General features: G+C 47.4%; 21 protein-coding genes. 15 read left to right on the top strand and 6 right to left on the bottom strand.

The genetic code is table 11. The annotated features are described in order from the left end of the window. Window positions 1-89: 89 nt before the first annotated feature. The 9 genes from UNH61_RS28105 to UNH61_RS28065 all read left to right on the top strand — a co-directional run bounded on the left by UNH61_RS28105 (window position 90) and on the right by UNH61_RS28065 (window position 10,761). Window positions 90-1,574 carry a M28 family peptidase gene (locus tag UNH61_RS28105; protein ID WP_326995328.1) on the top strand — a complete coding sequence of 495 codons (1,485 nt, stop codon included), beginning with the start codon at window positions 90-92 and terminating at the stop codon, window positions 1,572-1,574. A 566-nt stretch (window positions 1,575-2,140) separates the two neighbouring features. Further along, on the top strand, window positions 2,141-2,674 hold the full coding sequence (locus tag UNH61_RS28100; protein ID WP_326995327.1) for an HdeD family acid-resistance protein: 534 nt from the start codon (window positions 2,141-2,143) through the stop codon (window positions 2,672-2,674). A 282-nt stretch (window positions 2,675-2,956) separates the two neighbouring features. After that, window positions 2,957-3,457, top strand: a complete 501-nt coding sequence (locus UNH61_RS28095; RefSeq protein ID WP_326995326.1) for an RNA polymerase sigma factor — start codon at window positions 2,957-2,959, stop codon at window positions 3,455-3,457. Between the two features lie 400 nt (window positions 3,458-3,857). Then, window positions 3,858-6,188 carry a UvrD-helicase domain-containing protein gene (locus tag UNH61_RS28090; RefSeq protein WP_326995324.1) on the top strand — a complete coding sequence of 777 codons (2,331 nt, stop codon included), beginning with the start codon at window positions 3,858-3,860 and terminating at the stop codon, window positions 6,186-6,188. A 10-nt stretch (window positions 6,189-6,198) separates the two neighbouring features. Next, complete coding sequence (locus UNH61_RS28085) at window positions 6,199-6,657, top strand: regulatory protein RecX (RefSeq protein ID WP_326995323.1); 459 nt, start codon at window positions 6,199-6,201, stop codon at window positions 6,655-6,657. Window positions 6,658-6,722: 65 nt separating this feature from the next. Continuing rightward, window positions 6,723-7,526, top strand: a complete 804-nt coding sequence (locus UNH61_RS28080) for an amidohydrolase (RefSeq protein WP_326995322.1) — start codon at window positions 6,723-6,725, stop codon at window positions 7,524-7,526. Window positions 7,527-7,534: 8 nt separating this feature from the next. Then, the gene (locus UNH61_RS28075) at window positions 7,535-7,933 is read left to right on the top strand and encodes a VOC family protein (protein WP_326995321.1); all 399 of its coding nucleotides are present in this window, start codon (window positions 7,535-7,537) and stop codon (window positions 7,931-7,933) included. An 11-nt stretch (window positions 7,934-7,944) separates the two neighbouring features. Next, window positions 7,945-9,042, top strand: coding sequence for an N-acetylglucosamine-6-phosphate deacetylase (gene nagA, locus UNH61_RS28070; RefSeq protein ID WP_326995320.1), 1,098 nt, complete (start codon window positions 7,945-7,947; stop codon window positions 9,040-9,042). A gap of 39 nt (window positions 9,043-9,081) precedes the next feature. Further along, a complete protein-coding gene (locus tag UNH61_RS28065) occupies window positions 9,082-10,761 on the top strand; it encodes a glycosyltransferase family 39 protein (protein ID WP_326995319.1) in 1,680 nt (559 codons plus the stop codon). Between the two features lie 106 nt (window positions 10,762-10,867). Here the strand turns inward: UNH61_RS28065 and thiL are convergent, their stop codons facing one another. Then, window positions 10,868-11,902, bottom strand: coding sequence for a thiamine-phosphate kinase (thiL, locus tag UNH61_RS28060; RefSeq protein ID WP_326995318.1), 1,035 nt, complete (start codon window positions 11,900-11,902; stop codon window positions 10,868-10,870). Between the two features lie 2 nt (window positions 11,903-11,904). Next, window positions 11,905-12,675 carry an inositol monophosphatase family protein gene (locus UNH61_RS28055; protein WP_326995317.1) on the bottom strand — a complete coding sequence of 257 codons (771 nt, stop codon included), beginning with the start codon at window positions 12,673-12,675 and terminating at the stop codon, window positions 11,905-11,907. Window positions 12,676-12,855: 180 nt separating this feature from the next. Between UNH61_RS28055 and UNH61_RS28050 the strand changes: the two genes are divergently transcribed. Next, window positions 12,856-14,394 carry a GH3 auxin-responsive promoter family protein gene (locus UNH61_RS28050; protein WP_326995316.1) on the top strand — a complete coding sequence of 513 codons (1,539 nt, stop codon included), beginning with the start codon at window positions 12,856-12,858 and terminating at the stop codon, window positions 14,392-14,394. Between the two features lie 29 nt (window positions 14,395-14,423). Continuing rightward, window positions 14,424-15,062: a LysE family transporter gene (locus UNH61_RS28045; RefSeq protein WP_326995315.1), complete on the top strand. Its 639-nt coding sequence runs from the start codon at window positions 14,424-14,426 to the stop codon at window positions 15,060-15,062. Window positions 15,063-15,179: 117 nt separating this feature from the next. Here UNH61_RS28045 and UNH61_RS28040 read toward each other — a convergent pair whose 3' ends face one another. Together UNH61_RS28040 and UNH61_RS28035 are read right to left on the bottom strand one after the other, a co-directional pair. Then, window positions 15,180-16,217, bottom strand: coding sequence for a 2-oxoacid:ferredoxin oxidoreductase subunit beta (locus tag UNH61_RS28040; RefSeq protein ID WP_326995314.1), 1,038 nt, complete (start codon window positions 16,215-16,217; stop codon window positions 15,180-15,182). A 63-nt stretch (window positions 16,218-16,280) separates the two neighbouring features. After that, window positions 16,281-16,625: a carboxymuconolactone decarboxylase family protein gene (locus tag UNH61_RS28035; RefSeq protein WP_326995313.1), complete on the bottom strand. Its 345-nt coding sequence runs from the start codon at window positions 16,623-16,625 to the stop codon at window positions 16,281-16,283. Window positions 16,626-16,807: 182 nt separating this feature from the next. Between UNH61_RS28035 and UNH61_RS28030 the strand changes: the two genes are divergently transcribed. After that, complete coding sequence (locus UNH61_RS28030; protein WP_326995312.1) at window positions 16,808-19,012, top strand: transferrin receptor-like dimerization domain-containing protein; 2,205 nt, start codon at window positions 16,808-16,810, stop codon at window positions 19,010-19,012. A 76-nt stretch (window positions 19,013-19,088) separates the two neighbouring features. Here UNH61_RS28030 and UNH61_RS28025 read toward each other — a convergent pair whose 3' ends face one another. Next, window positions 19,089-20,831: an N-acetylmuramoyl-L-alanine amidase gene (locus tag UNH61_RS28025; protein WP_326995311.1), complete on the bottom strand. Its 1,743-nt coding sequence runs from the start codon at window positions 20,829-20,831 to the stop codon at window positions 19,089-19,091. A 100-nt stretch (window positions 20,832-20,931) separates the two neighbouring features. Then, the gene (locus UNH61_RS28020) at window positions 20,932-22,725 is read right to left on the bottom strand and encodes an acyl-CoA dehydrogenase family protein (protein WP_326995310.1); all 1,794 of its coding nucleotides are present in this window, start codon (window positions 22,723-22,725) and stop codon (window positions 20,932-20,934) included. 201 nt (window positions 22,726-22,926) lie between these two features. On the opposite strand from UNH61_RS28020, the gene UNH61_RS28015 reads away from it, so the two are divergent. The 3 genes from UNH61_RS28015 to UNH61_RS28005 are packed head-to-tail and all read left to right on the top strand — an operon-like array spanning window position 22,927 to window position 26,018. After that, window positions 22,927-23,736, top strand: a complete 810-nt coding sequence (locus UNH61_RS28015; protein ID WP_326996175.1) for an alpha/beta hydrolase — start codon at window positions 22,927-22,929, stop codon at window positions 23,734-23,736. Window positions 23,737-23,741: 5 nt separating this feature from the next. Next, a complete protein-coding gene (locus UNH61_RS28010; RefSeq protein WP_326995309.1) occupies window positions 23,742-24,887 on the top strand; it encodes a glycosyltransferase in 1,146 nt (381 codons plus the stop codon). A 9-nt stretch (window positions 24,888-24,896) separates the two neighbouring features. Continuing rightward, window positions 24,897-26,018, top strand: coding sequence for an ABC transporter permease (locus tag UNH61_RS28005; protein WP_326995308.1), 1,122 nt, complete (start codon window positions 24,897-24,899; stop codon window positions 26,016-26,018). The last annotated feature ends 18 nt before the right edge of the window (window positions 26,019-26,036 follow it).

The following is a 26,036-nucleotide window of genomic DNA, read 5'->3' as shown; positions in this document are numbered from 1 at the left end:
TTACGAATACACGAAAATGTAGTAATATAGAGAGCCGGTAAAGCCGGCTCTTTTTTATTCAACAACAGCTGATATTAAACCTGCAACTCATGCGAGCCGCACTGCTTATTCTATGTTCTCTCTTCGCTATTGACCTGTCTGCACAGGTAAAGGATGCTATCACCAAATTCGGGGAAACGATCACTCCGGCCGCGGTCAGCAAGCAATTACATGTGATTGCCGGCCCGGAAATGGAAGGCAGGGAAACAGCTACCAGAGGGCAGGAGCGGGCTGCTTCCTATATTATCAGCCAGTTTGAAGCAGCTGGTCTGAAACCAGGAGCCGGTAAGGATAACTGGGAACAGCATTACCCCTTGTACTCCGATAGCCTCCTGAACAGTACCATCACTGTTCGCAATAAAACATATTATTTCGCGCAGGATTTTCTGGCTGATCTCCGGAGTGGCTCCCGGCAGGATCTGCACGCTACGCAGGTGATCTTTGCGGATGCAGCCACCGACTATAATACCATGGATCTGAAAAAAAAGGTGGTGATGCTCCGGGATGGTTACAAACGGGGAGAGAGAAGCAGCCTGGAAGAAAAAATGAAGATAGCGGAAGACAGGTATGCAGCAGCGGTGCTTGTGATATCTCCTTCAGCCGGCCGTTTCAAATCGGTGAATCAACAGAAACTCCGTACAACGGGGATTTACCGGGAGAAAGACAGCATCATACGGCCCAATATATACTATATCACCCCGGCACTTGCAGCCGACATACTCGGTACAGATCATGGCGAAAACCTGATTGAAGCGCTGGACAGAGGATACAAACCGCCTGCAAAAGTACAGGTACCGGTTCATCTGTTATTCAATAAAGCAGAAACGGTACTGCAGCCATCGAATGTGCTGGCTTTTCTGGAAGGAACAGACAAGAAAGATGAATTCGTTTTTGTAACTGCTCACTACGATCACCTTGGCAGGCAGGGCAACGATATCTATTACGGGGCGGATGACGATGGTTCCGGGACCAGTGCGGTGATTGAAATCGCCACAGCTTTTGCCAACGCTGCGAAAGCAGGCTACAGGCCCCGCAGAAGCATGGTGTTTATGACTGTTTCAGGAGAAGAAAAAGGATTACTGGGATCTCAATACTATACCTCCCATCCCATTTATCCACTCGCGAAAACAGTGGCCGATCTGAATATTGATATGGTGGGCCGCATCGATCCCGCCCACGAAAAAGATACCAATTACCTGTACATTATAGGCGACAATAAACTCAGCTCCGAATTACGCCCTATCAATGAAAAAGCGAATAATACCTACACCCGTTTCAAACTCGATTATAAATACAATGACCCCAACGATCCGGAGGGATTCTATTATAGGTCGGATCACTATATGTTTGCCCAGCATAACATCCCTATTATCTTTTACTTCAACGGTACCCATGCCGACTATCACGAGCCAACTGATACCGTTGATAAGATCGATTTTAATCTCCTTGCCAGAAGAGCGCGACTGGTATTTTACACAGCCTGGGACATTGCAAACAGAGAGCAGAAACTGGTGGTAGACCGCCATGAAAAATAGTAATCCTAACGGATGAGCTGCCTGTAACAACCCTGCTGTTACATTGTTTAGAAAACTCGAAAAGCTTTTTGTTTTTCTTAACAATTTTTGTTAGATTGTGTATAGAATCCTAATGTTTTACTGTGGGTGCATAAGTTTATTATGTATTCGAATTATTGAGTGAATGTAGAGATTCGTCAGTAAGTGTGGTCAGGCTTTGTTATAAGAGTCGGGCTCCCCCAATTTAGTATTTAAATAAACTGTTGTTGTTCAATCGGTATTTATAGGAATTAGCGGTTTTTTGCTGGTAGTATATAGTGCACCAGTTTCCGCTTTGAGTCACCATATAAATTTACCAGCATGAAAACGCCTATTACTTTTCTTATCTCGGGAAACCATTGTTTTCAAGGGAGAGCACCCTTTTATTCAGATGAGCGATGTTGTGAAGAGGTTATCTAAGTACACATGCATTTTTAGAAATTATCAATACCCTGGTTGTTCAGAATACTGGAAAACGGAAATGCCCTAATGAAGAAACCCGGCCATGAGCAGGTTTACCGATTATGAAACCCATAAACTGAGAATGCATGCGCAACTTTTATAGCGGCTATTGGTGGATTTTTTTGTTGAGAGGAATCTTTGCCCTGGCATTGGGTATATTAGCCGTAGGCTGGCCCGGTGTGACTTTTACTACATTGATTGTTTTCCTTGGTGCCTATCTTTTTATCGCCGGTCTTTTCGCCATCATCGGCGCTATTGCAGCCAGGAAAACAAGTGAAAACTGGGGCGTATTCCTGTTCTCCGGATTATTGGGCTTTATATTTGGCATCCTGACGATTTATAATCCTTTTGCAACGGGCGCAGCCCTGATATACCTGATAGCATTCTGGGCAATGCTGGCTGGGTTGTTTGAGCTGATCGTCGCCATCAGGCTGAGAAAGGTAATCACCGGTGAAGGCTGGTATATACTGGGCGGGCTGATTACTATTATCTTCGGTATTTTGCTGGTGGCAAATCCTGTTGCTGCTGCGGTTACACTAACCTGGATGTTCGGCTGCTACGCGATTATTACAGGTATTATACTGATCTGGCTTTCGCTGCGGTTACGTGCAAGGCATTGAGTATTAGTTTGACATGTGAATTGCATTCCCGGTTATCCTTAAAAACACCCCACATGCGAGTATATTTTTTAACTAAAACTATTCCTTATGAATACCATTACACCTGATTAGAAGGCTCATTTCTGCCGATTATCAGGGTGTTGATACCTCCCTTTTATATTGGCAGTACCAGCGTCATTGACACCGGAAGGAACCCGGTAGCCCGCTTTATCGCAGGCATGCGTTCCCCCCAGCCAAGGGCTGCTGACGCAGCCGATTACAAATTGATTAAAGTTAACCGTTATGTCATCCACCGAATTCAACAATTTATTACTTGGCAATGCCGATTTCCTGCGACCATACGCAGTTACATTAACAAAAGATTCAGAGTCTGCTAAAGATCTTTACCAGGAAACTATTTTCAGGGCTTTGTCTAACCACGACAAATACCTGGCAGGCACTAATATCCGGGCATGGTTGTATACGATCATGCGGAATATCTTTATCAATAACTACCGCCGTGGAAACCGGCAGTACCGTTTATTGGACAACGCAGTGGGCGATTACCTGCTAAGCCATCAACCCTCCACTATCGGCAACTTCGCAGAGTCCGACCTGAGAGTGAAGGATATACAGATGGCAGTCTACGGCCTGCCTATTATTTTTAAACAACCATTCATGCTGTATTTTGAGGGCTATAAGTATTACGAAATCGCAGCCATCCTGAACGAGCCATTGGGTACCGTGAAAAGTCGTATTCATTTTGCCCGTAAGATGCTGAAAACCCGTATTACCAGGCACTGAATCCATTGAGCGTGTCAGGCCCGGAAATGCCATGGCTTGCAAACCCTTAGCAGAGAAATGTCGGCGACTGTTGTAATTACTATGAAGACCCGGTAGTAAACTAAAGATTGCTAATTTTAATACCCTGTTAACTGTTTTATCCTACAGAAAAACAGTGTATGCTGTAAGTTGTTTGCAGGCCCCTGTATTCCGGCGGTTCCGGAGATTTAACCCTGTACCCAATTCCGGTTCTCCCCTGTATCAGACTGAAAGCATGTACCCGCATCCACAAGGATGAACAGGAATTCCTTATTCAGGATGAATGGTAACTTTATTCCTTTCTTCCTTTTTCGTACTTTTACACCCTTCTGAAATACTACATCTTTTTGCTATACAAAGAAAATTATAAACAGCAGTCGTGATGAAGGCAAACTACTTAGACGAGCTTAACGAACGCCAGCGGGAAGCAGTAATACATATCAACGGCCCTTTGATGATTGTAGCCGGAGCCGGTTCGGGAAAAACAAAGGTACTTACCACCCGGATCGCCCACCTGATGCGCAACGGCGTAGACGCGTTTAATATTTTGTCACTCACCTTTACCAATAAGGCTGCCCGGGAAATGAAAGAACGTGTGGAGAAAATCCTGGGCGGAAGTGAGGCCCGGAACCTCTATATCGGTACTTTCCACTCCGTATTCGCCCGGTTGCTCAGAGGAGAAGCCACAAAACTCGGCTACCCCAGCGATTTTACCATTTATGATACAGACGACGCCAAAAGCGTGATCAAAACAATTATCAACGAACTGAATCTCGACGATAAACACTATAAACCCAGCTTCGTCTATAACCGTATCTCAGCTGCTAAAAACAGCCTGATGGGACCGGAAGAATATCAGCTGGATCATCTGGTACAACAGGAAGATATGAGGGCCAACAGGCCCCTGATCGGTAAGATCTACGACATGTACGCCAAACGCACGTTCAAGAACGGCGCTATGGACTTCGACGATCTTTTATTCAAAATGTATGTACTGCTGAAAGCCTTCCCGGATGTGTTGCACAAATATCAGCATAAGTTTAAATATATTATGATCGATGAGTACCAGGATACCAATCCTGCTCAGTATGAGATCATTAAATTGCTGGGTTCTGTGCATGAAAATATTTGTGTAGTGGGAGATGATGCACAGAGTATTTACTCTTTCCGCGGCGCTACTATTGAGAATATCCTCCAGTTTGAAAAGGATTATGACGATGTGAAAGTGGTTAAGCTGGAACAGAACTACCGCAGTACCAAATCTATCCTCAATGTGGCCAATGAAGTAATTGCACACAATAAGGGACAGATAGAAAAGAATCTGTGGACAGACAATACCGATGGCGACACCATCAAACTGGTGCGTACAATGACCGATAATGAGGAAGGTAAGTTTGTGGCAGACACCATTGCAGAGCAGAAACTGCGGAATCATTACGAAAACCGCGATTTCGTGATTCTGTACCGTACCAACGCCCAGAGTCGCTCCTTCGAGGAAAGCCTTCGTCGTAAAGCCATCCCGTACCGGATCTTCGGCGGCCTGTCGTTCTATCAGCGTAAGGAAATCAAGGACTTCGTGGCCTATCTGCGGATTGTCATGAATACGCGCGATGAAGAAAGCCTGAAACGTATCATCAATTATCCTGTGCGTGGTATCGGTAAAACTACTATCGAAAAAACGGTGGTGCTCAGCAATGAACACAATATCACCATGTGGGAAGTGCTGGAAAGAGCCCGGGAATTCGGGTTTAAAGGAGGTACGCTGGAAGCCATTGAAGCATTTGTAATCATGATCAGGAGCTTTCAGGCGCTGCTGACCACGCATAATGCCTACGATGTGGCAGTTGCTGTTGGTAAATCTACCAGCATTGTAAAGGAGCTTTTTAATGATAAAACTACGGAGGGGCTTGCCCGTTATGAGAACGTGCAGGAACTGCTGAACTCTATAAAGGAATTTACGGAAACTCCTGATGAGGAAGGAGAATTGCTGGATAAAAGCATGGGCTCCTATCTGCAGCAAATTACGCTGTTGACGGATGCTGATCAGGGAGATAAAGAAGACAGTGATGTAGTGAAGCTGATGACTATCCACGCGGCAAAAGGACTGGAGTTCCCTGTGGTATTTACCGTTGGTCTGGAAGAAACCCTCTTCCCAAGCGGTATGTCTATCAACACCCGGGAAGAGCTGGAGGAGGAACGCCGGCTGTTTTACGTAGCTATTACCAGGGCAAAGGCACGCCTGTGGCTAACTTATGCCAACAGCCGTTATCGTTTCGGAAACCTGGTTCAGAATGAGCCAAGCCGCTTCCTGGAAGAAATGCCCGAAAAGTATATCGACCGGAGCTATGCTGGCGGAGGAAGCGTGCGCAATGCCTTTGGTGGTGGAAATGCGGGGTGGAATAGTGGGAATATGTTCGACCGAATGCAGAAGAAAGCGCCTGCACAGCAGCCTTCTCAACAAACCGCCCAGAAACCTGCTCCCAAGCCGAATTTTACGGGCGCTACCAGCCATGTGCCATCTACCAACTTTGTTCCGGATGATCCGGCTGGTATGGAACCCGGCATGCAGGTAGAACACCAGAAATTTGGTTTCGGTACGATTCTTTCCCTGGAAGGTGCGCCGAATAACAGGATTGCTACGATTGCTTTCCCTAAAGGAGGTGGCGAAAAGAAGATCATGCTGAATTACGCCAAACTCATGATAGTCAAATAAAAGGATCTACATGCAAACAGCCATGCTGAAGCTCCGGCAGTTCTGCGCCTACCAGGAACGCAGTCACCAGGAAACCAGGTACAAATGTCTGGAACTGGGGTTGAGGGGAGAGGAAGTAGAGCAGGCCATTGCAGAGCTGATAGCAGATAACTTTCTTAATGAAGAACGCTTTGCAAGGGCTTTCGCCGGAGGAAAATTCCGCATCAAACAGTGGGGACGGAAAAAAATACTGATGGAGCTGAAACAGCGGCAGGTATCCGCCTGGTGTATAAAAAAAGCGATGGAGGAGATTGAGGAAGATGCCTACCAGGCAGTATTGCATAAGCTCGCCGAAAAGAAGTACGCGTCGCTCCGCGGGGAAACAGGGATGAAACGAAAGTATAAGGCCATGCAATACCTGTTGCAGCGCGGTTTTGAATCAGAGTTGATCACCGGTGCCCTTGAACAAATTGCAAAGAATGAGCCTTGATTGGTCAATAATTTGAAAAGTTTCTAACCAGACAGGCCGTAATTTTGTATGCACAATAACTGATAATGTCAGATCTGAAAGTAACACTCATACAGTCCCAGTTGCATTGGGAAGACAAAGAGGCCAACCTGCGCATGTTTGATGAGAAAATCAACAGCATTAAGGAACGGACCGAAGTGGTTTTTTTACCGGAGATGTTCAGCACCGGCTTCAGCATGGCCCCCGAACGCCTTGCCGAAACGATGGATGGCTCAGCAGTGCAATGGATGAAGAAGAAAGCAGCGGAGAAGAATATCATTATCACCGGCAGCCTGATCATTGAAGAAAATGGCCAGTACCTGAACCGGCTGATCTGGATGCTGCCCAACGGCACCTACGGCACTTATGATAAGCGCCACCTGTTCGGATATGCAGGTGAACACGAACATTACCAGTCAGGAAACAAACGCCTCATTGCGCAGGTGAAAGGCTGGAAGATCAATCTGAATGTTTGTTACGATATGCGTTTCCCGGTGTGGGCCCGCAACACTATACAGCCCGACACCAATGCTCCTGCTTATGATGTACTGGTATATGTAGCCAACTGGCCGGAGCGTAGAAAAACTGCCTGGACAACATTGCTGCAGGCCCGCGCCATCGAGAATCAGGCGTTTGCTATTGGGGTGAACCGGGTAGGAAACGACGGCAACAATATCTATCATAGTGGCGAAACCAGCCTGATAGATCCTATGGGAGAGATCATTTACCGTAAGTCAGACGAGGAAGACATTTTTACGTATACCCTTCAACGTGAGCGCCTCGAGGAAGTGAGGAAGAACATTTCTTTCCTGAAAGACGCTGATAATTTTACCATCTTACCAAATAGTTAAACAGAGATATGTTATTGCAGGCAGTTCATCACATCGCTGTTATTTGTTCTGATTACTCCCGTAGTAAAACATTTTACACCGATGTGCTGGGCCTGCGTGTGATACGCGAGGTATACCGGTCGGAAAGGGGTTCCTGGAAACTGGACCTTGCCCTGGGTGATCAGTATATTATTGAGCTGTTTTCTTTTCCTGATCCACCGCCACGGGTAAGCAGGCCGGAAGCCTGCGGGCTCCGTCACCTGGCGTTTGCAGTAGCTGATATAGAAGTTGCGGCGACAACACTCCGTGAGAAAGGAGTGACCACGGAACCCTTGCGCGTTGACCCTCATACGCAGCAACGCTTTACCTTTTTCGCAGACCCCGATGGCCTGCCTCTGGAATTATACGAAGTAGATTCACACCTATAAATTTAACTGCTATGTCTGTTGCCTATCTCAATGCCCGGATTTTCACCGGAGAAGAAATCCTGGAAGATCATGTACTGACTACTCATCAGGGGAAAATCACCAGCATTCAGCCTGCCGCCGGATGGAAAGGAACAGATCAGGTGATAGATCTGAAAGGGGCGCTGCTGGCACCAGCTTTTATAGACCTGCAGATATATGGAGGGAATGGGAAGGTTTTTTCTATGTATCCGTCTGTCGACTCGCTGGCAGCCACTGTCGCCTATAGCAGGGCTGGCGGTGCGGCGTGGATCATGCCCACTGTAGCTACCATAGGGCCGGAGATCATGCTGGAGGCTATGAAGGCGATAAGAGCCTATTGGGCAAAGGGCGGCGAGGGGGTACTTGGGCTGCACCTCGAAGGACCCTTTATTAACCCGCAAAAAAAAGGTGCTCATCTGGAGCAATATATACATCCTCCAACCCAGGAGGATATTAACTGGATACTGGAAAATGGCCGGGATGTGGTGAAGATAATCACACTGGCGCCTGAATGCTGTGATCCCGAACTGGTACGACAGCTGGAAGCCGCCGGCATCACTATATTTGCAGGTCATAGTAATGCTACTTACGCCCAGGCATATACGTCGTTCGACAATGGAATACACCGCGCTACCCACCTGTTTAATGCCATGTCGCCGCTGGAGAGCCGTGCCCCTGGCCTGGTAGGAGCTATTTACGATCATCCGCACGTTTGTGCCAGTGTTGTAGCGGACGGTATTCACGTGGATTTTGCGTCTATCAGAATCAGTAAAAAGATAATGAAAGAACGGCTTTTCCTGATTACCGATGCAGTGGAGGAAAATAAAGAGGGTGGCTATATCTACCTGAAAGCCAACAGTCGCTATGTCAGTGCTACAGGGGTATTGTCCGGCTCCATGCTGACGATGGTCAAAGCAGTACGCAATTGTGCGGAAGAAGTGGAAATTCCGCTGGAAGAGGCACTGCGTATGGCTTCACTGTATCCCGCCCGCGCAATTGGCCGTGAACAGTCGCTCGGACGTATAGCAGTAGGCTATGATGCCGCGCTGGTAGCCATTAGTTCAGACTGGATAACTACAGTGTACAGTTAATAACAGTATATTCGCGGATTAATCATTCTGAATAGCCGCATGGGTACACTGTCACAATTCTTTAAAAAAGACCAGTATAAGTATCTCTTCCTGCTGTCATGGCTGCTATTGGGCCTGTTACAGGCCGGGTTCTCCGAATTATGGGACGATGAGGCTTACTATTGGGTGTACTCCCGGCATATGGATTGGGGTTATTTCGACCATCCGCCGATGATTGCCCTCCTGATAAAGATAGGTTACAGCTTTTTTCATAATGAGCTGGGGGTGCGTTTGCTGATAGTGTTCGTGAATACACTGACCCTCTGGCTTACAGCCAGGCTGATTGCCGCTAAAGATAATATTCTCTTTTACCTCATTATCGGCGCTATGGGCGCCATGCAAATAGGAGGTATACTGGCAGTGCCGGATGTTCCGCTGATATTCTTTGCAGCGGTCTATTTCTGGGCCTATCGGAATTTCCTGAATGAACAGACATGGAAAAACACCCTGTTGCTGGGGATCGCCATGGTGTTGATGTTCTATAGTAAATACCACGGGGTATTGCTGGTATTCTTTACCGTGTTGTCGAATATCAATCTGCTGAAAGTATTTAAGTTTTATGTGGCCTGTATCATTACTACACTCTTATTTCTGCCGCATATCTACTGGCAATATACACATGGTTTTCCTTCGCTGCAGTACCATCTTGTAGAGCGTAACGCTTCTTCCTATGATATCAGCTATACGCTCGATTACCTGGGAGGTCAGTTGCTGTTGTTCGGTCCACTCGTAGGCTGGCTGATATTGTATTATGCATTCCGCTGCCCGGTGCAGAATGCATTTGAACGCGCATTGAAGTTTTGTATAACAGGCGTGTTGGTATTTTTCCTCCTCAGTACTTTTAAAGGCAGGGTAGAAGCTAACTGGACGGTGATGTTGTTTACACCCACCGTGATCCTGGCCCATCAGGCTATTGTAAGAAAGGGATGGACGAAGAAATGGCTGCTTTATACGTTGCCGGTGAGCTTGTTGCTAGTGCTGGTTGTCAGAGTTTATATGGTCTGGGACTTTATGCCTGGTGTAGAGATACGGCCGGAAATTCATCACAACCGGGAATGGACTTCTCAGGTGGCATCCGTTGCCCAGGGAAAGCCGGTGGTGTTTGTGAATAGTTACCAGCGCCCCTCCAAATACATGTTCTATACAGAACAGCTGTCCTATGGACTTAACAGCCGGTATTCGCGGCGTAGCCAATATAACTTCTGGGATACAGAGATCCGCTTGTGGGGTAAACCCGTAATGGTAGTATTTGATCCCGGGCTGGGAATGCCCATCACCGATAGCCTGAAAACAGCCAATGGTACCTGGGATTATAACATACAGCCTGAATATTATTCTTATTCACTGGTACAGTTGAAACCCGCCCTGAAAAAGATCAAAGCCAAACGAGGTGAACATATCAATATCTTGTTGCAGCCTGATAACGACTATCATCAGCCTGTTCCGATTAACAGGGCGAATGAACCGGTGTTAGGGTATGTATTTATGAACAAAGATGATGCATTGCCCGCCGTGAAATCTACCACGACCCTGGAAAAAGCTTTCCTGAGGAGACTGATTAACCTGGAAGTGGTCATGCCTGAACAGCCCGGGAAATACCAGCTGAAATTCTGTGTATTCTCCGGAGATCTGCCACCAACGCATAATAGCCCGGTGATACCGGTAGAAATTACGAATTAGGAATTACGAAATAGCTCGAAGACCTTAGCGAATGATAATAATATCGTCATTCACTAAGGTAGGTCTTCGAGCTATTTCGTAATTCCTAATTCTCCCTATGTTGAATTTACTGCTGGAACGCGTTCCAGCCCTGCGCTACCAGCTTAAACTTATTTCCCCCCTTGGTCAGGATATGCGCGCCTTCAGAGATGTCGGTCATGTAGCCAATAACGCTGATTTGTTCATTCAGCACTATTTTATCATGGTCCGCTTGTTTCATGGTAAAGAGCAGCTCGTAGTCTTCTCCACCGCTTAATGCACAGGCGGTGGGGTCCAGACCGAACTTCATGGCAAGTTCCCGGCTTTCCTGGGCAATGGGGATCTTCTCTTCGTAGAGCACTACGCCCAGATTGCTTTGTTTGGCAATATGCAGTATTTCTGAGCTGAGGCCATCGCTGACATCCATCATGGAAGTAGGCACAATGTCCTGTTCCTGCAGGAATTCGATGATATCTTTCCGGGCTTCCGGTTTCAGCTGCCGCCCGATGACATAGGTCTGATCTTCGAGATCAGGCTTTACATCCGGACTTTCCAGGAAGATCTTTTTTTCCCGCTCCAACAGGGTAAGGCCCAGGTAGGCAGCGCCCAGATCGCCTGAAACGCAAAGCAGATCGCCTTTCTGCGCTGTAGACCGTTTTACGAATTTATTTGGCGCAACTTCTCCGATAGCGGTAATGCTGATGATAAATCCTTTCTGAGAATTGCTGGTATCGCCTCCCACGAGGTCTACGCCATATTTTTCACAGGCGGCATACACCCCTTCGTAAAATTCGTTCAATGCTTCCACAGAGAAACGATTGGAGAAGGCAATGCTGATAATAATCTGCGTAGGCGTAGCATTCATGGCGTAGATATCGGAAAGGTTTACCACTACCGATTTATAGCCCAGGTGTTTGAGCGGCATATACATCAGATCGAAATGAATGCCTTCTACCAGCATGTCGGTACTGATCACGGTTTGTTTGCCGAAGTGATCTATCACGGCGGCATCATCTCCCACACCCAGTACGGTGCTTGCATTTTGTATTTCAATGTTCCTCGTGAGGAAGTCGATCAGACCAAATTCCCCCAGGTCCTGTATTTCAGTTCTTTCCTGTTCCATCTTTATTTTCCGTTAACAAGTGCTTGTAATCCGCCGTGGATATGTCCGTTCGTTGCCAGTACTTCTTTTTGATAGGGAGAGTAGCGTTTGCCGGAAAAGTCGGTTACTTTTCCACCGGCTTCTTCAACGATCAGGAAGCCGGCAGCGGCATCCCAGGGTTGAAGATGGTGCTCATAGAAACCATCGAACCGGCCACAGGCTACCCAGCAGAGGTCTATGGCAGCAGAGCCCAGGCGGCGTACCGGAATGCCCTGTGTAATAACCCTTTCGAAAACCACGAGAGGGTTGTTGGGGAGATCCTGCCATTGATAAGGAAAACCGGTCACCAGACAGGAACGGTTGACGTTTGCCTGGCTGGAAATCTGTATGGGCTTGCCATTCAGCGTAGCTCCCTGTCCTTTTTCGGCCAGGAAAAGCTCGTTCATAAATGGGTTATATACTGCACCCAGTATCATTTCTCCATCTTTCTCCACCCCAATCGATACACAACAGATCGGAATACCATTGGCATAGTTCACGGTACCATCGATCGGGTCGATGATCCACTTTATTGAAGAGCTGGTCTTTATCTCACCTACTTCCTCGCTCAGAATGAAGTGATCTGGATAAGTTTCCCGGATGGTAGCAATAATAGCTGATTCGGATTTTTTATCCACCTCCGTCACCAGGTCGTTTACTGTACTTTTACTGCTGACCTCGAAAGGGCCGTTGAAATATTGTTGCAGTATTTTTCCGCTGGCTTCAGTAGCTTTGAGTAAAGTTGTTTTTAGCATGCCGCAAAGGTAATTACGAATAGGGAATTATAATTTACGATTTCTTACCTTTACATTTATAATTTTGAGTATGTATATAATACTTATTGATAACTCCTAATCTGTAATTCTTACTAATCAGTTAACTTATATTCGGGATTCCGCTTATTTTTGTAGTTCAATTAAAGAGAGAGAAAGTTAATGGCCATTATAGGTAATCTTATTTCCAGGTCACTGCGCATCAGGAAGAAGTTCACGTTTAAGTTAGGCACGCCTCGCCAATATCAGTTACAGGTACTGCACCGGTTGCTGGAGAAGGCCAAGGATACAGAGTTTGGTAACCACTACGGGTTTCAGGAAATCCTGGACAGCCCCAATTTCATGGGGCAGTACCGCGAAAGGATACCAGTGCATAATTACTCCAAAATGCACAAGGAATGGTGGTTCCGTTGCCTGGAGGGAGAAGCAAATGTCAGCTGGCCTGAAAAGATCAAGTACTTTGCGCTGAGTTCCGGTACATCAGAATCTGCCAGCAAACATATTCCGGTAACCAGGGCGATGTTAAAAACAGTGAAAAAGGTAGGCGTGAAGCAGCTGTACTCCATGGCAAACTTCAATATTCCGCCCCGTTCCTTTGAAAAGGGTATTCTTATGCTGGGGGGAACCACTTCATTGTTTGAGAAAGGAGATTATTATGAGGGAGATATGAGTGGCATCCAGGCCAAGAATATTCCCAGATGGTTCCGCCGTTTTTACAAGCCGGGTGGGAAAATATCCCGTAAACCCAATTGGGAACAGCGTATCAAGCTGATCGTCCGTAAGGCGAAAGACTGGGACGTAGGTACCGTATGCGGTGTACCTGCCTGGGTACAGATTGTGCTGGAAGAGATTATCAAATATCACAATGTAAAGGATATCCACGAAATCTGGCCTAATCTGGCCGTATATATTCACGGAGGGGTGTCGTTCGAGCCTTACCGTGAAAGCTTCCAGAAACTGCTCGGAAAGCCCATTGCGTTCATCGAAACGTATATGGCCTCAGAAGGCTCCTTCGGCTTCCAGGCCCGTCCGGGAACAAGAGGGATCAAACTGGTATTGAATGCCGGCATTTTCTTCGAATTCATTCCTTTCAATGAAGAGAACTTTGATGGCGAGGGTGAGGTAAAACCCAATCCTAAGTCGTACATGATACATGAGGTGGTGGAAGATGTGGAATACGCGGTGATGCTAAGTACCTGTGCAGGAGCCTGGCGTTATCTGATCGGTGATGTGGTGAAATTCACCTCTGTGAAAGAACATGAAATTGTTATTGTTGGCCGTACCAAACAGTTCCTCAGCCTGTGCGGGGAGCACATGAGTATCGACAACATGAACAAAGCCATCGATAATGTACAGAGGAAACTCGGCATTACTATCAGAGAGTTTACTGTTGCCGGATTCCCTTATCAGAACCTCTTTGCCCATCGCTGGTATATTGGAACAGATTCTCAGGGAGTGGATGCAGAGAAGGTAAGAGAAATCATAGACCAGACTTTAGCCGAAGTGAACGATGATTATGCAGTAGAGCGCTCTGCTGCACTCAAGGAAGTGTTCGTAGAAATACTCCCTAACGATGTATTTATCGATTATCTCCGTTGTAAAGGCAAGGAAGGCGCCATGAATAAGTTTCCCCGTGTCATGAAGGGCGAGAAGCTGAAGGATTGGGAGAAATTTCTTGCAGGAAAGACTGTTAAAAGTTAAGTTGCAGTTGTGACACGGAAAATATAAGCATGATAGCATCAATTGTTGCGGGACTGGGACTTGGATTATTTCTTTCCTTATCGGTAGGCCCGGTAATATTCGCCATAATAAAATATAGCATCAATAACGGTTTTAAGGCAGGGATCAGTTTCGCACTGGGTGTGTCTTTCAGCGATATTATGTTCGTATTAACCGGTAACCTGGCAACGTCTTTCATCAGCGGGCTGGAAGAATACAAGCGGTCTATCGGCGTAGGAGGCGGTATCCTGCTGATTGCAATGGGTATTTACGGGCTGCTTTTCAAAAAGGTGAAGATCAGCACCGGCGACGAAAAACCGGAAATGTTCCGCACCCATGACTATCTGAAAATCTGGCTGGCTGGTTTTCTGATGAATACCCTGAACCCCGGGGTTATCATCTTCTGGCTGGGCGTATGCGTAGCCAATAGTGCTACTCCCGTAAGCCACCGGTTTATCATGTATACTATCTGCCTGTCGCTGGTTTTATCTGCCGACATCCTCAAGGTGTTTGTTGCTGATAAGATCCGTCACAAGCTTACACTCACCAACGTAGAATGGCTTAACCGCATAGCCGGTGTCAGCATGATCATTTTTGGGGTGGTACTGCTGTATAAGGTGTTGTTTGAACTGGGAAGTTTAGGACACTAGATAGAATTAGGAATAGAGAAAGAAGAATTAAGAAATAGCGCGAAGACCTTAGCAATGATGATAATTTTGCTAAGGTCTTCGCGCTATTTCTTAATTCTTCTTTCTCTATTCCTAATTCTACCTGATGGTCCACGTTTCATTACCCGCCAAAAGCTTATCCAGGTCACCCGGGCCTCTTTTGCTGATAGCGTCTGAAAGCTGGGCTGCCATGATATCTTCGTAGGTAGGGCGGAAGACTTCGTAGAATACACCGAACGGACGGGGTAAGTGGCCTTCTATACGGGTATCGTCGAACATACGGGTGAGCAACTGAGCTTTGTAGAAGTCGTTTTCGTCGTGGATCCAGAGATCGCTTTCGCTATAATCGCCGCCCAGCTCCACTGCTACAGGTTTTAATCCGTCGAGGCGGATACCTTTATTTTTCTGGGCACCGAATACCAGTGGTTTGCCCTGTTCTACAAAAAGGGTTTCGTCCGCCTTGGTTCCTTTTTCAGTAAAGGCCTCAAATGCGCCATCATTAAAGATGTTACAGTTCTGGTATATTTCCAGGAAGGAAGCGCCTTTATGGGCATGGCTGCGTTTCAGCATCTCCTGCAGGTGTTTCGGATCCCGGTCCATGCTGCGGGCAATAAAGGTCGCGTCTGCACCCAGCGCCAGTGCCATCGGATTGAACGGATGGTCGATACTGCCCATAGGAGTAGACTTGGTCACTTTATTCTCTTCGGATGTGGGAGAGTATTGTCCTTTTGTCAAACCATATATCTGGTTGTTGAAGAGCATTACATTCACGTCGAAGTTACGACGCAGCAGGTGAATGGTGTGGTTACCACCGATAGACAAGCCATCGCCATCACCTGTCACGATCCACACACTCAGTTCCGGACGGGTCGCCTTCAAACCAGATGCGATAGCAGTAGCACGCCCATGGATCGAGTGCATGCCGTAAGTGTTCATATAATACGGGAAACGGGAAGAACACCCGATACCAGAAACGATCACAATGTTTTCACGGGGAATCCCCAGTCCAGGCATAATGGTTTGTACCTGCTTTAGTATAGAGTAGTCACCGCAGCCAGGGCACCAGCGTACTTCCTGGTCAGTTGCAAAGTCTTTTGCCGTTAAGGCTGCCTGCGGAGCTATAGTTGCTGTTGACATTAGTTTGAATTAAAATTTATTATTGAGTCCGTAAAGTTACGACAGATCGGTGTAATTATCCCCTCATTGGGCCTGTAATTCCTCCCAGTATTCCGCTGCCCTCCGGGTATGCGGGATAACGATGGTGCCACCCACAATATTAGCTACTGCGAAAATTTCATACATCTCTTCAGTAGTCACTCCCTGTTCATGTGCCTTGCCCAGGTGATATTTTATACAGTCATCGCAGCGAAGTACCATCGATGCCACCAGACCCAGCATTTCCTTGGTTTTGGTGCTTAATGCTCCTTCTGCATAGGTATTTGTATCAAGATTGAACAGCCGGTTAATCACCTTGTTCTGTTTACCCAGTATTACCTCATTCATTTTAGCCCGGTAGTCGTTGAACTCCTGGATCGCGTTACCCATATAACTGCAGTTTATAATGTTTATGACCTCAATTCACGCAATAAAGCTATGAAAGGATTTACAAATATAGATTAATCTACTTAATAAGTAGACTATTGTGCTATAACCTATATTTATGGCACATAACCGGAAGTTATTGATTATCTTGTGTTACCCACCATCACATGAGATCTTCATCATTTATGACAACAACCAAAAGAACCGTGGTTATCGCTATGTTCCTATGCATATGCGGTGTCACAAAGGCCCAGGAAAAGCAACTCACCGGCTATGCTGGCAGTGCTGCTGCCCGTCAGCTTGAATTGGAGCAGCAGTTCGATAAACAGCTGAGCAGCAGCCATATCGGGGAAACTATCAGGGATTTGTCCGCCCGCCCGCACCATCTGGGCTCCGCAGGAGGCAAAGCAGTAGCAGAAGATATCCTGCAGCGGTTTAAAAGTTACGGTTGGGATGCCGAGATAGTTACTTATCAGGTACTGTTTCCGACACCAAAGGAACGGATCGTGGAGTTGAAAGGGCCCGTTACCTATAAGGCACTGCTGAAAGAACCTCCGTTGAAAGAGGATGCTACCTCCGGCCAGGAAGGGCAATTGCCTACGTACAATGCCTGGAGCGCCGACGGCGACGTAGAAGGATCGCTTGTATATGTAAACTACGGCCTGCCGGAAGATTATGAATACCTCGAACGTACCGGCGTAAATGTGAAAAACAAGATCGTCATCGCAAAGTATGGCCGTTCCTGGCGTGGCAGCAAGCCCAAAGTAGCTCAAGAACACGGAGCTGTGGGATGTATTATTTATTCCGATCCCAAAGATGATGGGTATTATAACGGAGACGTATATCCTAAAGGAGCATTCAAAAATGAATACGGTGTACAGCGAGGTTCTGTAATGGATATTGTTATCTATCCGGGTGATCCGCTGACGCCGGGCATTGGCGCCACGTCGGGGGCTAAACGGTTGGAACGCCTGCAGGCTCCTAACCTGTTGAAAATACCTGTATTGCCGATCAGTTATCATGATGCTGCGCCACTGCTGCAGGCCCTGGAGGGACCGGTTGCTCCGGAAGACTGGCGCGGGGCACTGCCATTTACGTATCATATCGGAGGAGGACAGGCAAGAGTTCATCTCAAAGCGCAGTTCGACTGGCAGATCCGGCCCTGCTACGACGTTATCGCCAGGATCAAAGGAAGCGAGGAGCCCGATCAGTGGGTGATCCGGGGCAACCACCACGATGCCTGGGTGAATGGTGCTTCCGATCCTATCAGCGGACTGGCGGCCCTGCTGGAAGAGGCTAAAGCTATCGGAGAATTGCGAAAACAAGGCTATCAGCCACGACGCACGCTGGTGTACTGCGCATGGGACGGAGAAGAGCCCGGTTTGCTGGGCTCCACAGAATGGGCGGAGGATCATGCCGCTGAACTGAAAGAAAAAGCAGTGGTGTATATCAACTCCGACGGCAACGGTCGTGGATTTCTCGGGGCCAGCGGATCTCATGCCCTGCAAACCCTGGTGAATGAAGTAGCGCGTGATATCAAAGATCCGCAGACCGGTGTCAGCATCCTGGCGCGCAAACAGGCACAGGAAGTATTGAGAGCAGCAACTCCCCGGCTTCGCAGAGAGAAACTGGCGAAACAGGAAATGCCCATTGGTGCCATGGGATCAGGATCGGATTATTCCTCCTTCCTTCAACACCTTGGAGTACCCTCCCTGGATCTGGGATTTGGGGGAGAAGATGCTGGCGGAGAATACCATTCTATCTACGACTCCTACGATGACTACCGGCGTTTTAAAGATCCTGGCTTTAATTATGGCGTAGCCTTGTCACAAACTGCCGGGCACACCGTATTACGTATGGCCGGTGCCGTTAGTCTCCCCTTTGATTTCCGTAAACTCTATGAAACGGTGAACGGCTATGTGACGGAGCTGACAGATCTGGTTACCACTATACGGGAATCTACCGCCGTTGAAAACCAACTGTTGCGCGAAGGGAAATATCAGCTGGCTACAGATACCGCTAAACACCTGTTGCCACCAGTGCAAAAGCCCGAGGTACCTTACCTCGATTTCTCACCATTACAAAATGCCATAGCCGGCCTCGACACTGTCACCCAGGCGCTGGCCGGAAAACAATTTACCGGCGCCGCCAATAAAGCCCTTTATCAGGCGGAACAACAGCTGCTGAATGATCAGGGACTCCCTGCACGTACCTGGTACAAACATACCATTTACGCCCCCGGCTTCTATACCGGCTACGGTGTAAAAACAATTCCCGGTGTACGTGAGGCAATAGAACAACGCCGTTGGAAAGAGGCCCAGGAGCAGATTTTGGTAGCAGCAGACGCTATTGCCAGACTCGCTGGCTATTTGAGAAGAATTAATAATTAATAATGAAGAAACAGCGGGAAGACCCTGGCAATTAATAATAATAATCCGCCAGGGTCTTCCCGCTGTTTCTTCATTATTAATTATTAATTTCTTCGAGGTAATCTTTCAACCCTGAGACGATTCCATTCACGATCTCTCGCTGGAACGATGGATTCAGTATTTTTTCTTCGTCGCCCGGATTGCTAAGAAATAAGGTTTCTATCAGTGCATCAGGGAATTCCGTGGGATTGTTCAGGATGAAATTGAAGTCGGGGTTATTGCCAAAATCATTTAATCCTGTTTGTAGCAAACGCTCGTGAATAGCAGCACAGAGTGGCTCACAGAATGGATGTTTATAGTAGGTGGCAGTTCCGTAAACATCTACGGGATTGCCGGAGGAATTCATATGAACACTCAGCAGCAGATCGGGATTGGTTTTTCTGAAGAAAGAAAGGCGGTCTTCGTTCGCCACAAACTTCTCCGTAGTGCGCGACATTATAACAGTGGCGCCTTCTCGCTCCAGGGCATTTTTCAGCTGCAGGGAAATCAACAGGGTCATGTTTTTTTCTACATTGCCGGTGAGGCCGGTAGCCCCGGGATTACTGCCTCCATGGCCGGGATCAAGGCCTATCACCAGATTTTTCAAAGAGGGTTTTTCCGGCACCCTTTTCACCTTCACGACTATACGATTATTTTCATAGTAGATCTGGTAGCCCCAGGGAGCATGCTTAAGGGATATGACCATGCGGCAAACGTCAGGATAGGGCTGTCCCCAGGATACAGCTGTGATCTCTTTCGTGCCTTGTAACTGGCTGCTGAGATTCTTTTCTGTGTACACACCATGGATATCCACCATAATCTTTTTAGCAGCAACCAATTGGGTAGAAGTGTAAGGCAGCTTGTCTGATAACGCCACAGAGATATAATCATATTTTTCATCGCCCCATATCCTGGCATCGTCCGCAATGCTGACGGGCAGCTGTTCCTGCGGAATCTCTGTATCTACAAGCGGCTCGGGGATGAAAGCGGTATTGTGCGACGATAATCTCACTTTATAATAATCTCCCTGACGGCCTACTATATGCAGCAGTACATCTTTATCCAGGTATCCGATTTTTTCCGGGCCAAGGCGGTCGCCATGTGGGCTGGAAGTAAGATAGGTCATATTATCGATGGTACGGCCGGTGAAAGGTACTTCATTACGCATGACGCTGTAACGGTAAGTGCTGCCTTGCACCGCTGTTTCACCGTTGCTGCGGCGAAGCCGGGCGATGATTTTACCATTCAGTAATGAATCGCTGGCTTTGATAACATATATGCCGCTGTAATAGCCCGGCACACCGCCTGTTTGAGAGGAGGGCATTTCCCGGATCGGCACATTGTTGAACCAGCTGGCTTCCTGTCCTGGGTAACCTTTCATTTTGATGCGCAGGGTATCTCCTTCGCTTAGCTGAAGGTTCCCACTTGGGCTTATCTCCATAAAATCTATGCGGAAAACAGAAGTGGCTACCGGAGCTGGTGGCGGGTTGTAGTAGAATACTACATCTTTCGTATATGTTTCTCCGTTAGGTGAGGTTGTAGTAACGGCGAAGTTACTCCGGCCAACAGGCAGCTCGTATTTCGCGGCAAAAGTACCGGTGGAGTACACATGCGTTGTATCGTTATTGATCCTGACAGTGCAACCAACACAGGTACGGCCTGCGATAAATTGCTTAGCTGTACTTACATTATTCTGATCGCGGGAAGGCAGGCTGAGCCTGAGCGAAGCCTGACTGCTGGCCAGAATGGGGATACAAAGTACGATCAAAGCCTGGGAGAAGAACTTCACTGATAGCGTCATACACTTTCAACAAATAGCTGTTAGAAAAAATGCAGCGAAGATATGGTAATTATCCGCTGCATTTTTTCAATAGCAAAAAGCTAACCAGTTATGAAACAGGTCAGAAGCCATATTTATTTTCTTCGATGAGCTTGTCTGCAATCCGCCGGCGGGCGTCCTTTGTATTGAATGGCTCCGCTTTGGTAAAGCGCTTCAGGCCGAGGAGCATCATGCGTTGTTCGTCGCCTTCTGCAAATGCATTGATAGCATCTTTACCGGACTTGTTAATACGATCGGCTGCATCGTAAAGATAAGTCCGTACGATATCCGCCTGTAGTGCAGCAGCACTTTCGCCTTTATGCGTGGTGAGCTTGATGAGGCGCAGCAATGCACTTTCCGCTACAAATGTTTCGATGGCCATATCGGCAATATCCATGAGGATCTCCTGTTCATTTTCCAGTTTGACCATCAGTTTCTGGGCGGCAGCACCGGCGGCCATCAGGATGGCTTTTTTGAAATTGGAGATCAGCTTTTTTTCTTTGCTGAAAGCACTTTCATCATCGCTCCCGAAATCCGGAATGCTCATCAGCTCTTTCATCACATTCATGGCAGGCGTCATCAGGTCCAGCTTCCCTTTCATAGCGCGTTTCAGCGTCATGTCCAGCGTCAGGAGCCTGTTGATTTCGTTGGTACCTTCAAAGATGCGGTTGATGCGGGAGTCGCGGTAGGCTTTGGAAATGATGTATTCATCACTGAATCCGTTACCACCGTGGATCTGTACTCCTTCATCCACTACATAGTCCAGTACTTCAGAGCCGTTCACTTTCAGGATGGCACATTCCACGGCGTATTCTTCAGCTGCGCCCAGTAAGGCTTCGTTGAAGGGTTTACCTGCTGCCAGCAATTCTTTTTCCTTTTCATCTATCAGCTGGGCAGTGCGGAAAAGCGCTGATTCAGACGTCCAGGTACGGATAACCATTTCCGCCAGCTTATGTTTGATGGCACCGAAATTGGCGATGGGTTGTTTAAACTGTACGCGGGTATTGGCGTATTGAACAGAAGTATTGATGCACTTCTTGGAGGCACCCAGTGCGGCTGCACAGAGTTTCAGCCGGCCTATGTTCAGAATATTGAAGGCGATGAGGTGGCCTTTTCCTATCACGCCCAGCACATTTTCAGCAGGTACTTTCGCGTCCTGAAAATAGATCTGCCGGGTAGAAGATCCTTTGATACCCATTTTATGTTCCTCCGGCCCCAGTGTGAATCCGGGAGTGCCTTTCTCTACAATGAAAGCAGTGAACTTGTCGCCATCAATCTTCGCAAATACAGTGAATACATCAGCAAAGCCGGAATTGGTGATCCAGCATTTCTGCCCGTTCAGAAGATAGTATTTTCCATCTTCCGTTAGCCTGGCCGTAGTTTTAGCGCCCAGCGCATCTGAACCTGAATCCGGCTCTGTTAGCGCGTATGCGCCTTTCATCTCACCGGTAGCCAGTTTAGGAATGTATTTCTGCTTTTGTTCTTCTGTACCAAAATAAAGGATCGGGAGAGATCCGATGCCTGTATGCGCAGCCATGGCCACCGAGAAGGAATGCCCGGCACCGAGGCCTTCATTGATAATAGTAGCAGTTACAAAATCTTTACCCAGCCCTCCGTATTCTTCCGGGAAGGCAGCACCTAACAGTCCCTGTTCACCGGCTTTTTCCAAAAGCGAGGGCATAAGGCCTTCTTCCAGCTTATCTATACGCTCCACCACCGGAGTGATCTCTTTGGCAATGAACTGGTCAGCCATGTCTTTGATCATCAGCTGTTCTTCCGAAAAATCTTCCGGGGTAAACACTTCTTCAGGAGCACTTTCCTTTACCAGGAATTCAGCGCCTTTCAGCGCGGTCTTATTTTCAACTGTTGCGTCCATAATACTGCATTTTTGGTAGTTCTGTAATTTACTGAAAAAAGGACTGCAACGAGCCCGGTCCAAATGTTTTTCACTACATGCAACGAAGTACATGGAGATTTTAACATATTATAAATAATAATTGTAATCCATATATAATGATATATTTATAACCACTTGTATCTTCGCGCATCAGGAGCATTATCGACATCATAAAAATTAATAGCTGACAACCTGGAATTTTATCTGTCATATCAACAAAGCCGGATCCACGGTATCTGTGAAGGAAGCGGAGCATCGCTGCTGATTTGCCTTCATGGATTCGGAGAAAGTGCTGCCCATTTTCACCCGCTGACAGCCACACTGGGGGATCTGTTTACCCTGGTGGCGCTGGATATGCCTTTACATGGCAGTACGGAGTGGCTGGAAAACAGGCCGTTTGAAAAAGAAGACCTGGTTGCGATCGTGGAAATGGTATTGCAGCGGCAGGGGAAAGATCGTTTTTCCCTGCTTGGATACAGCATGGGCGGGCGGTTATGTCTGTGCCTTACAGAAAAGATGGCCCCCCGGATCGATCATCTGATCATGGCGGCAGGGGATGGGTTAAAGAATAACCCCTGGCATATGTTTGTCACACAAACGGCTATTGGTAATAAAATCTTCAGGTACAATGCTTATCATCCGCAATTGTTTTTTACGTTGCTCCACAGCGGGAAGCGGCTAGGCCTGCTGAACCAAAGTATTTATAAATTTGCATTACACAGGATGAATGAGCCACAGAAGCGGTTGCAGGTCTATAATATCTGGACAAATCTCCGGCATATGATGCCAGATAAAAAGACATGTAAACAATTATTATCAAAATATAACGTTTTAACACTCCTGATATTCGGGAAATACGATCGCGTTATTCCCCCCGTACTGGGCACCCGCTTCGCGGATGGGTCTTTTCCCTGCAAAATTGTGATACTGGATAAAGGACATCAGCTGATTTCCGAACAGCTGGGACTTGTCATAAAAAATAATCTTTAACCCGGATGCAGATTTTTGTAATTATACTATCTATTCTGGCTTTAGGATATGGCTTACTCATGCTTTGGTATAGCCTTGGCTGGAAGCGGTTGAAAAAATTTACCCCCGTTCAGCAGAAAACCAGCTGTACTACGGCGGTAACGGTCATCATTCCGGCAAGGAATGAGGCCGCCAACCTGCCAGCATTGCTGGAGGCACTGCAACGGCAAACTTATAAGCGGGAATTGCTGGAAGTGATTATCATCGATGACTTTTCAGACGATGACACGGCAGAGCTTATCCGTAATTACCCGGCGGAGAATATCCGCCTGCTGGAACTACGGCAATACCTCAACGCAGAAGAACGCCTGAATGCGTACAAGAAGAAGGCCATTGAAATTGCGATCGCCAATGCCAGCGGGCAGCTGATTGTGACTACCGATGCTGATTGTGTAATGGGCCCCCGCTGGATCGAAACAATAGTACAGTTCTACGAATATCATCAACCTAAATTCATTGCAGCCCCGGTAAGCTTTTATAAAGAATATAACTTTTTCAAGAGATGCCAGTCGCTCGATTTCATGACCATGCAGGGAATCACCGGATCACTGGCTCAACTGTCGTCGGGCACGATGTGCAACGGCGCCAACCTGGCCTATGAAAAACAGGTATTCCACGAAGTTGGCGGCTTTAAAGGCATTGATAATATCGCCTCCGGAGATGATATGCTGCTGATGTATAAAATCTACAATGCTTATCCCGATAAGGTCCGTTACCTGAAATGTGAGGAGGCGGTGGTACGCACACTGGCGGTAGATACGCTGAAAGAATTCCTGCATCAGCGGATCCGCTGGTCGTCGAAGGCGGATAAGTATGAAGACAAGCGCCTGACCTGGATGCTGCTGCTGGTATATCTGTTCAATGCCGGCTTGCTGGCCATGGCAATACTGGTGCTTTTCATGCCTGTATGGTGGCCGTGGTTCCTGATCATCCTGCTCTTCAAAGTAACGTTGGAACTGTATTTCCTTTTACCCGTGGCCAAATTTTTCAACAAAACAGAATTGCTGTTGTGGTTTATACCGGGACAGATATTTCATATTCCTTATATTGTAATCGCAGGCTGGCTTGGGAAGTTTGGCAGTTATCAGTGGAAAGGCCGGCAGGTTAATTAAAAGCCCGATATGCAATCATTCTGGAAACGACTATACCGCAATAAAGGAGCCGTAGCCGGGCTCATTGTTATTATCCTCGCGGTGTTCGTCAGTATCGCCGCTTACTATATTGCACCGGATCATACGGCCAATGCCAACAGAATGGTGCTGGAGGTGGAAGGGCAGCATCCCGGATTCCGGATTGCTATGCTGGCAGTACCTAACGGGCAGGCAGCTACGAAAACTTCTTTTTTACAACGACTGATATCTGGTACCACTTCCAATATGACCTGGGTGCCCATGCGGTCGTGGCAATTCAGAGACAGTACCCTGGTGATACAACGTTATGTAGATGAATCTACCGGCAGGGAAGAAATATATCCACTGGCGAAGCTATGGAGCAACCAGCCGGAAGTAAGTGGTTTATCACTGGCCGCACTAAAGGAGAAAACCATACATGAACGCATCTCCCCCCGCACCTATTGGCTGGGTACCGACAAATTCGGACGTGATATTCTCAGCCGCCTGATCATCGGCACCAGGGTTAGTCTGGGTGTTGGTGGGGTGGCGGTGATTATCTCATTGAGCATAGGCGTATTGCTCGGCGCTGTGGCAGGGTATTTCAAAGGCCGTACAGATGATGTGGTGATGTGGCTGGTGAATGTGGTATGGTCTATGCCCACATTGCTACTGGTGTTTGCCCTGACATTGGCGCTGGGTAAAGGTTTCTGGCAGGTGTTTATTGCCGTGGGACTGACGATGTGGGTAGGAGTGGCACGTATTATCAGAGGGCAGGTGTTGGCCCTGCGGGAGCTGGAGTATGTAGAAGCAGCCAGGGCACTGGGATACGGACATGTAAGGATTATAGTAAAGCATATTCTGCCCAATATTATGGGGCCGGTAATGGTAGTAGCTGCAGGTAATTTTGCCACCGCTATTGTGGTGGAAGCGGGACTTAGCTTCCTTGGCGTAGGTGTTCAGCCTCCGCAACCCTCCTGGGGCCTGATGATTAAGGAAAACTACAACTTTATAATCACCCACAACCCGTTGCTGGCCCTGGCCCCGGGTATTGCAATCATGATACTGGTATTGGCTTTCAACCTGTTAGGTAATGGATTGAGAGATGCCATGGATGTGCGAAGTAAAATTTGACAGGTATAATAAAAAAAG

The organism is Chitinophaga sp. 180180018-3, from assembly GCF_037893185.1.
GTDB lineage: Bacteria > Bacteroidota > Bacteroidia > Chitinophagales > Chitinophagaceae > Chitinophaga.
The sequence above is the reverse complement of the archived record's forward strand: the minus strand, read 5'-3'. Positions and strand labels throughout refer to the sequence as shown.

Excerpts from the sequence above, each read along its gene's own strand:
- UNH61_RS28010 (WP_326995309.1), top strand. The coding sequence starts at position 23,742 with ATGCAGATTTTTGTAATTATACTATCTATTCTGGCTTTAGGATATGGC.
- UNH61_RS28005 (WP_326995308.1), top strand. The coding sequence starts at position 24,897 with ATGCAATCATTCTGGAAACGACTATACCGCAATAAAGGAGCCGTAGCC.
- thiL (WP_326995318.1), bottom strand. The coding sequence starts at position 11,902 with ATGGAACAGGAAAGAACTGAAATACAGGACCTGGGGGAATTTGGTCTG.
- UNH61_RS28095 (WP_326995326.1), top strand. The coding sequence starts at position 2,957 with ATGTCATCCACCGAATTCAACAATTTATTACTTGGCAATGCCGATTTC.
- UNH61_RS28020 (WP_326995310.1), bottom strand. The coding sequence starts at position 22,725 with ATGGACGCAACAGTTGAAAATAAGACCGCGCTGAAAGGCGCTGAATTC.
- UNH61_RS28065 (WP_326995319.1), top strand. The coding sequence starts at position 9,082 with ATGGGTACACTGTCACAATTCTTTAAAAAAGACCAGTATAAGTATCTC.
- UNH61_RS28090 (WP_326995324.1), top strand. The coding sequence starts at position 3,858 with ATGAAGGCAAACTACTTAGACGAGCTTAACGAACGCCAGCGGGAAGCA.
- UNH61_RS28085 (WP_326995323.1), top strand. The coding sequence starts at position 6,199 with ATGCAAACAGCCATGCTGAAGCTCCGGCAGTTCTGCGCCTACCAGGAA.
- UNH61_RS28035 (WP_326995313.1), bottom strand. The coding sequence starts at position 16,625 with ATGGGTAACGCGATCCAGGAGTTCAACGACTACCGGGCTAAAATGAAT.
- UNH61_RS28050 (WP_326995316.1), top strand. The coding sequence starts at position 12,856 with ATGGCCATTATAGGTAATCTTATTTCCAGGTCACTGCGCATCAGGAAG.
- UNH61_RS28080 (WP_326995322.1), top strand. The coding sequence starts at position 6,723 with ATGTCAGATCTGAAAGTAACACTCATACAGTCCCAGTTGCATTGGGAA.
- UNH61_RS28045 (WP_326995315.1), top strand. The coding sequence starts at position 14,424 with ATGATAGCATCAATTGTTGCGGGACTGGGACTTGGATTATTTCTTTCC.
- UNH61_RS28055 (WP_326995317.1), bottom strand. The coding sequence starts at position 12,675 with ATGCTAAAAACAACTTTACTCAAAGCTACTGAAGCCAGCGGAAAAATA.
- UNH61_RS28075 (WP_326995321.1), top strand. The coding sequence starts at position 7,535 with ATGTTATTGCAGGCAGTTCATCACATCGCTGTTATTTGTTCTGATTAC.
- UNH61_RS28025 (WP_326995311.1), bottom strand. The coding sequence starts at position 20,831 with ATGACGCTATCAGTGAAGTTCTTCTCCCAGGCTTTGATCGTACTTTGT.
- UNH61_RS28030 (WP_326995312.1), top strand. The coding sequence starts at position 16,808 with ATGACAACAACCAAAAGAACCGTGGTTATCGCTATGTTCCTATGCATA.
- UNH61_RS28100 (WP_326995327.1), top strand. The coding sequence starts at position 2,141 with ATGCGCAACTTTTATAGCGGCTATTGGTGGATTTTTTTGTTGAGAGGA.
- nagA (WP_326995320.1), top strand. The coding sequence starts at position 7,945 with ATGTCTGTTGCCTATCTCAATGCCCGGATTTTCACCGGAGAAGAAATC.
- UNH61_RS28105 (WP_326995328.1), top strand. The coding sequence starts at position 90 with ATGCGAGCCGCACTGCTTATTCTATGTTCTCTCTTCGCTATTGACCTG.
- UNH61_RS28040 (WP_326995314.1), bottom strand. The coding sequence starts at position 16,217 with ATGTCAACAGCAACTATAGCTCCGCAGGCAGCCTTAACGGCAAAAGAC.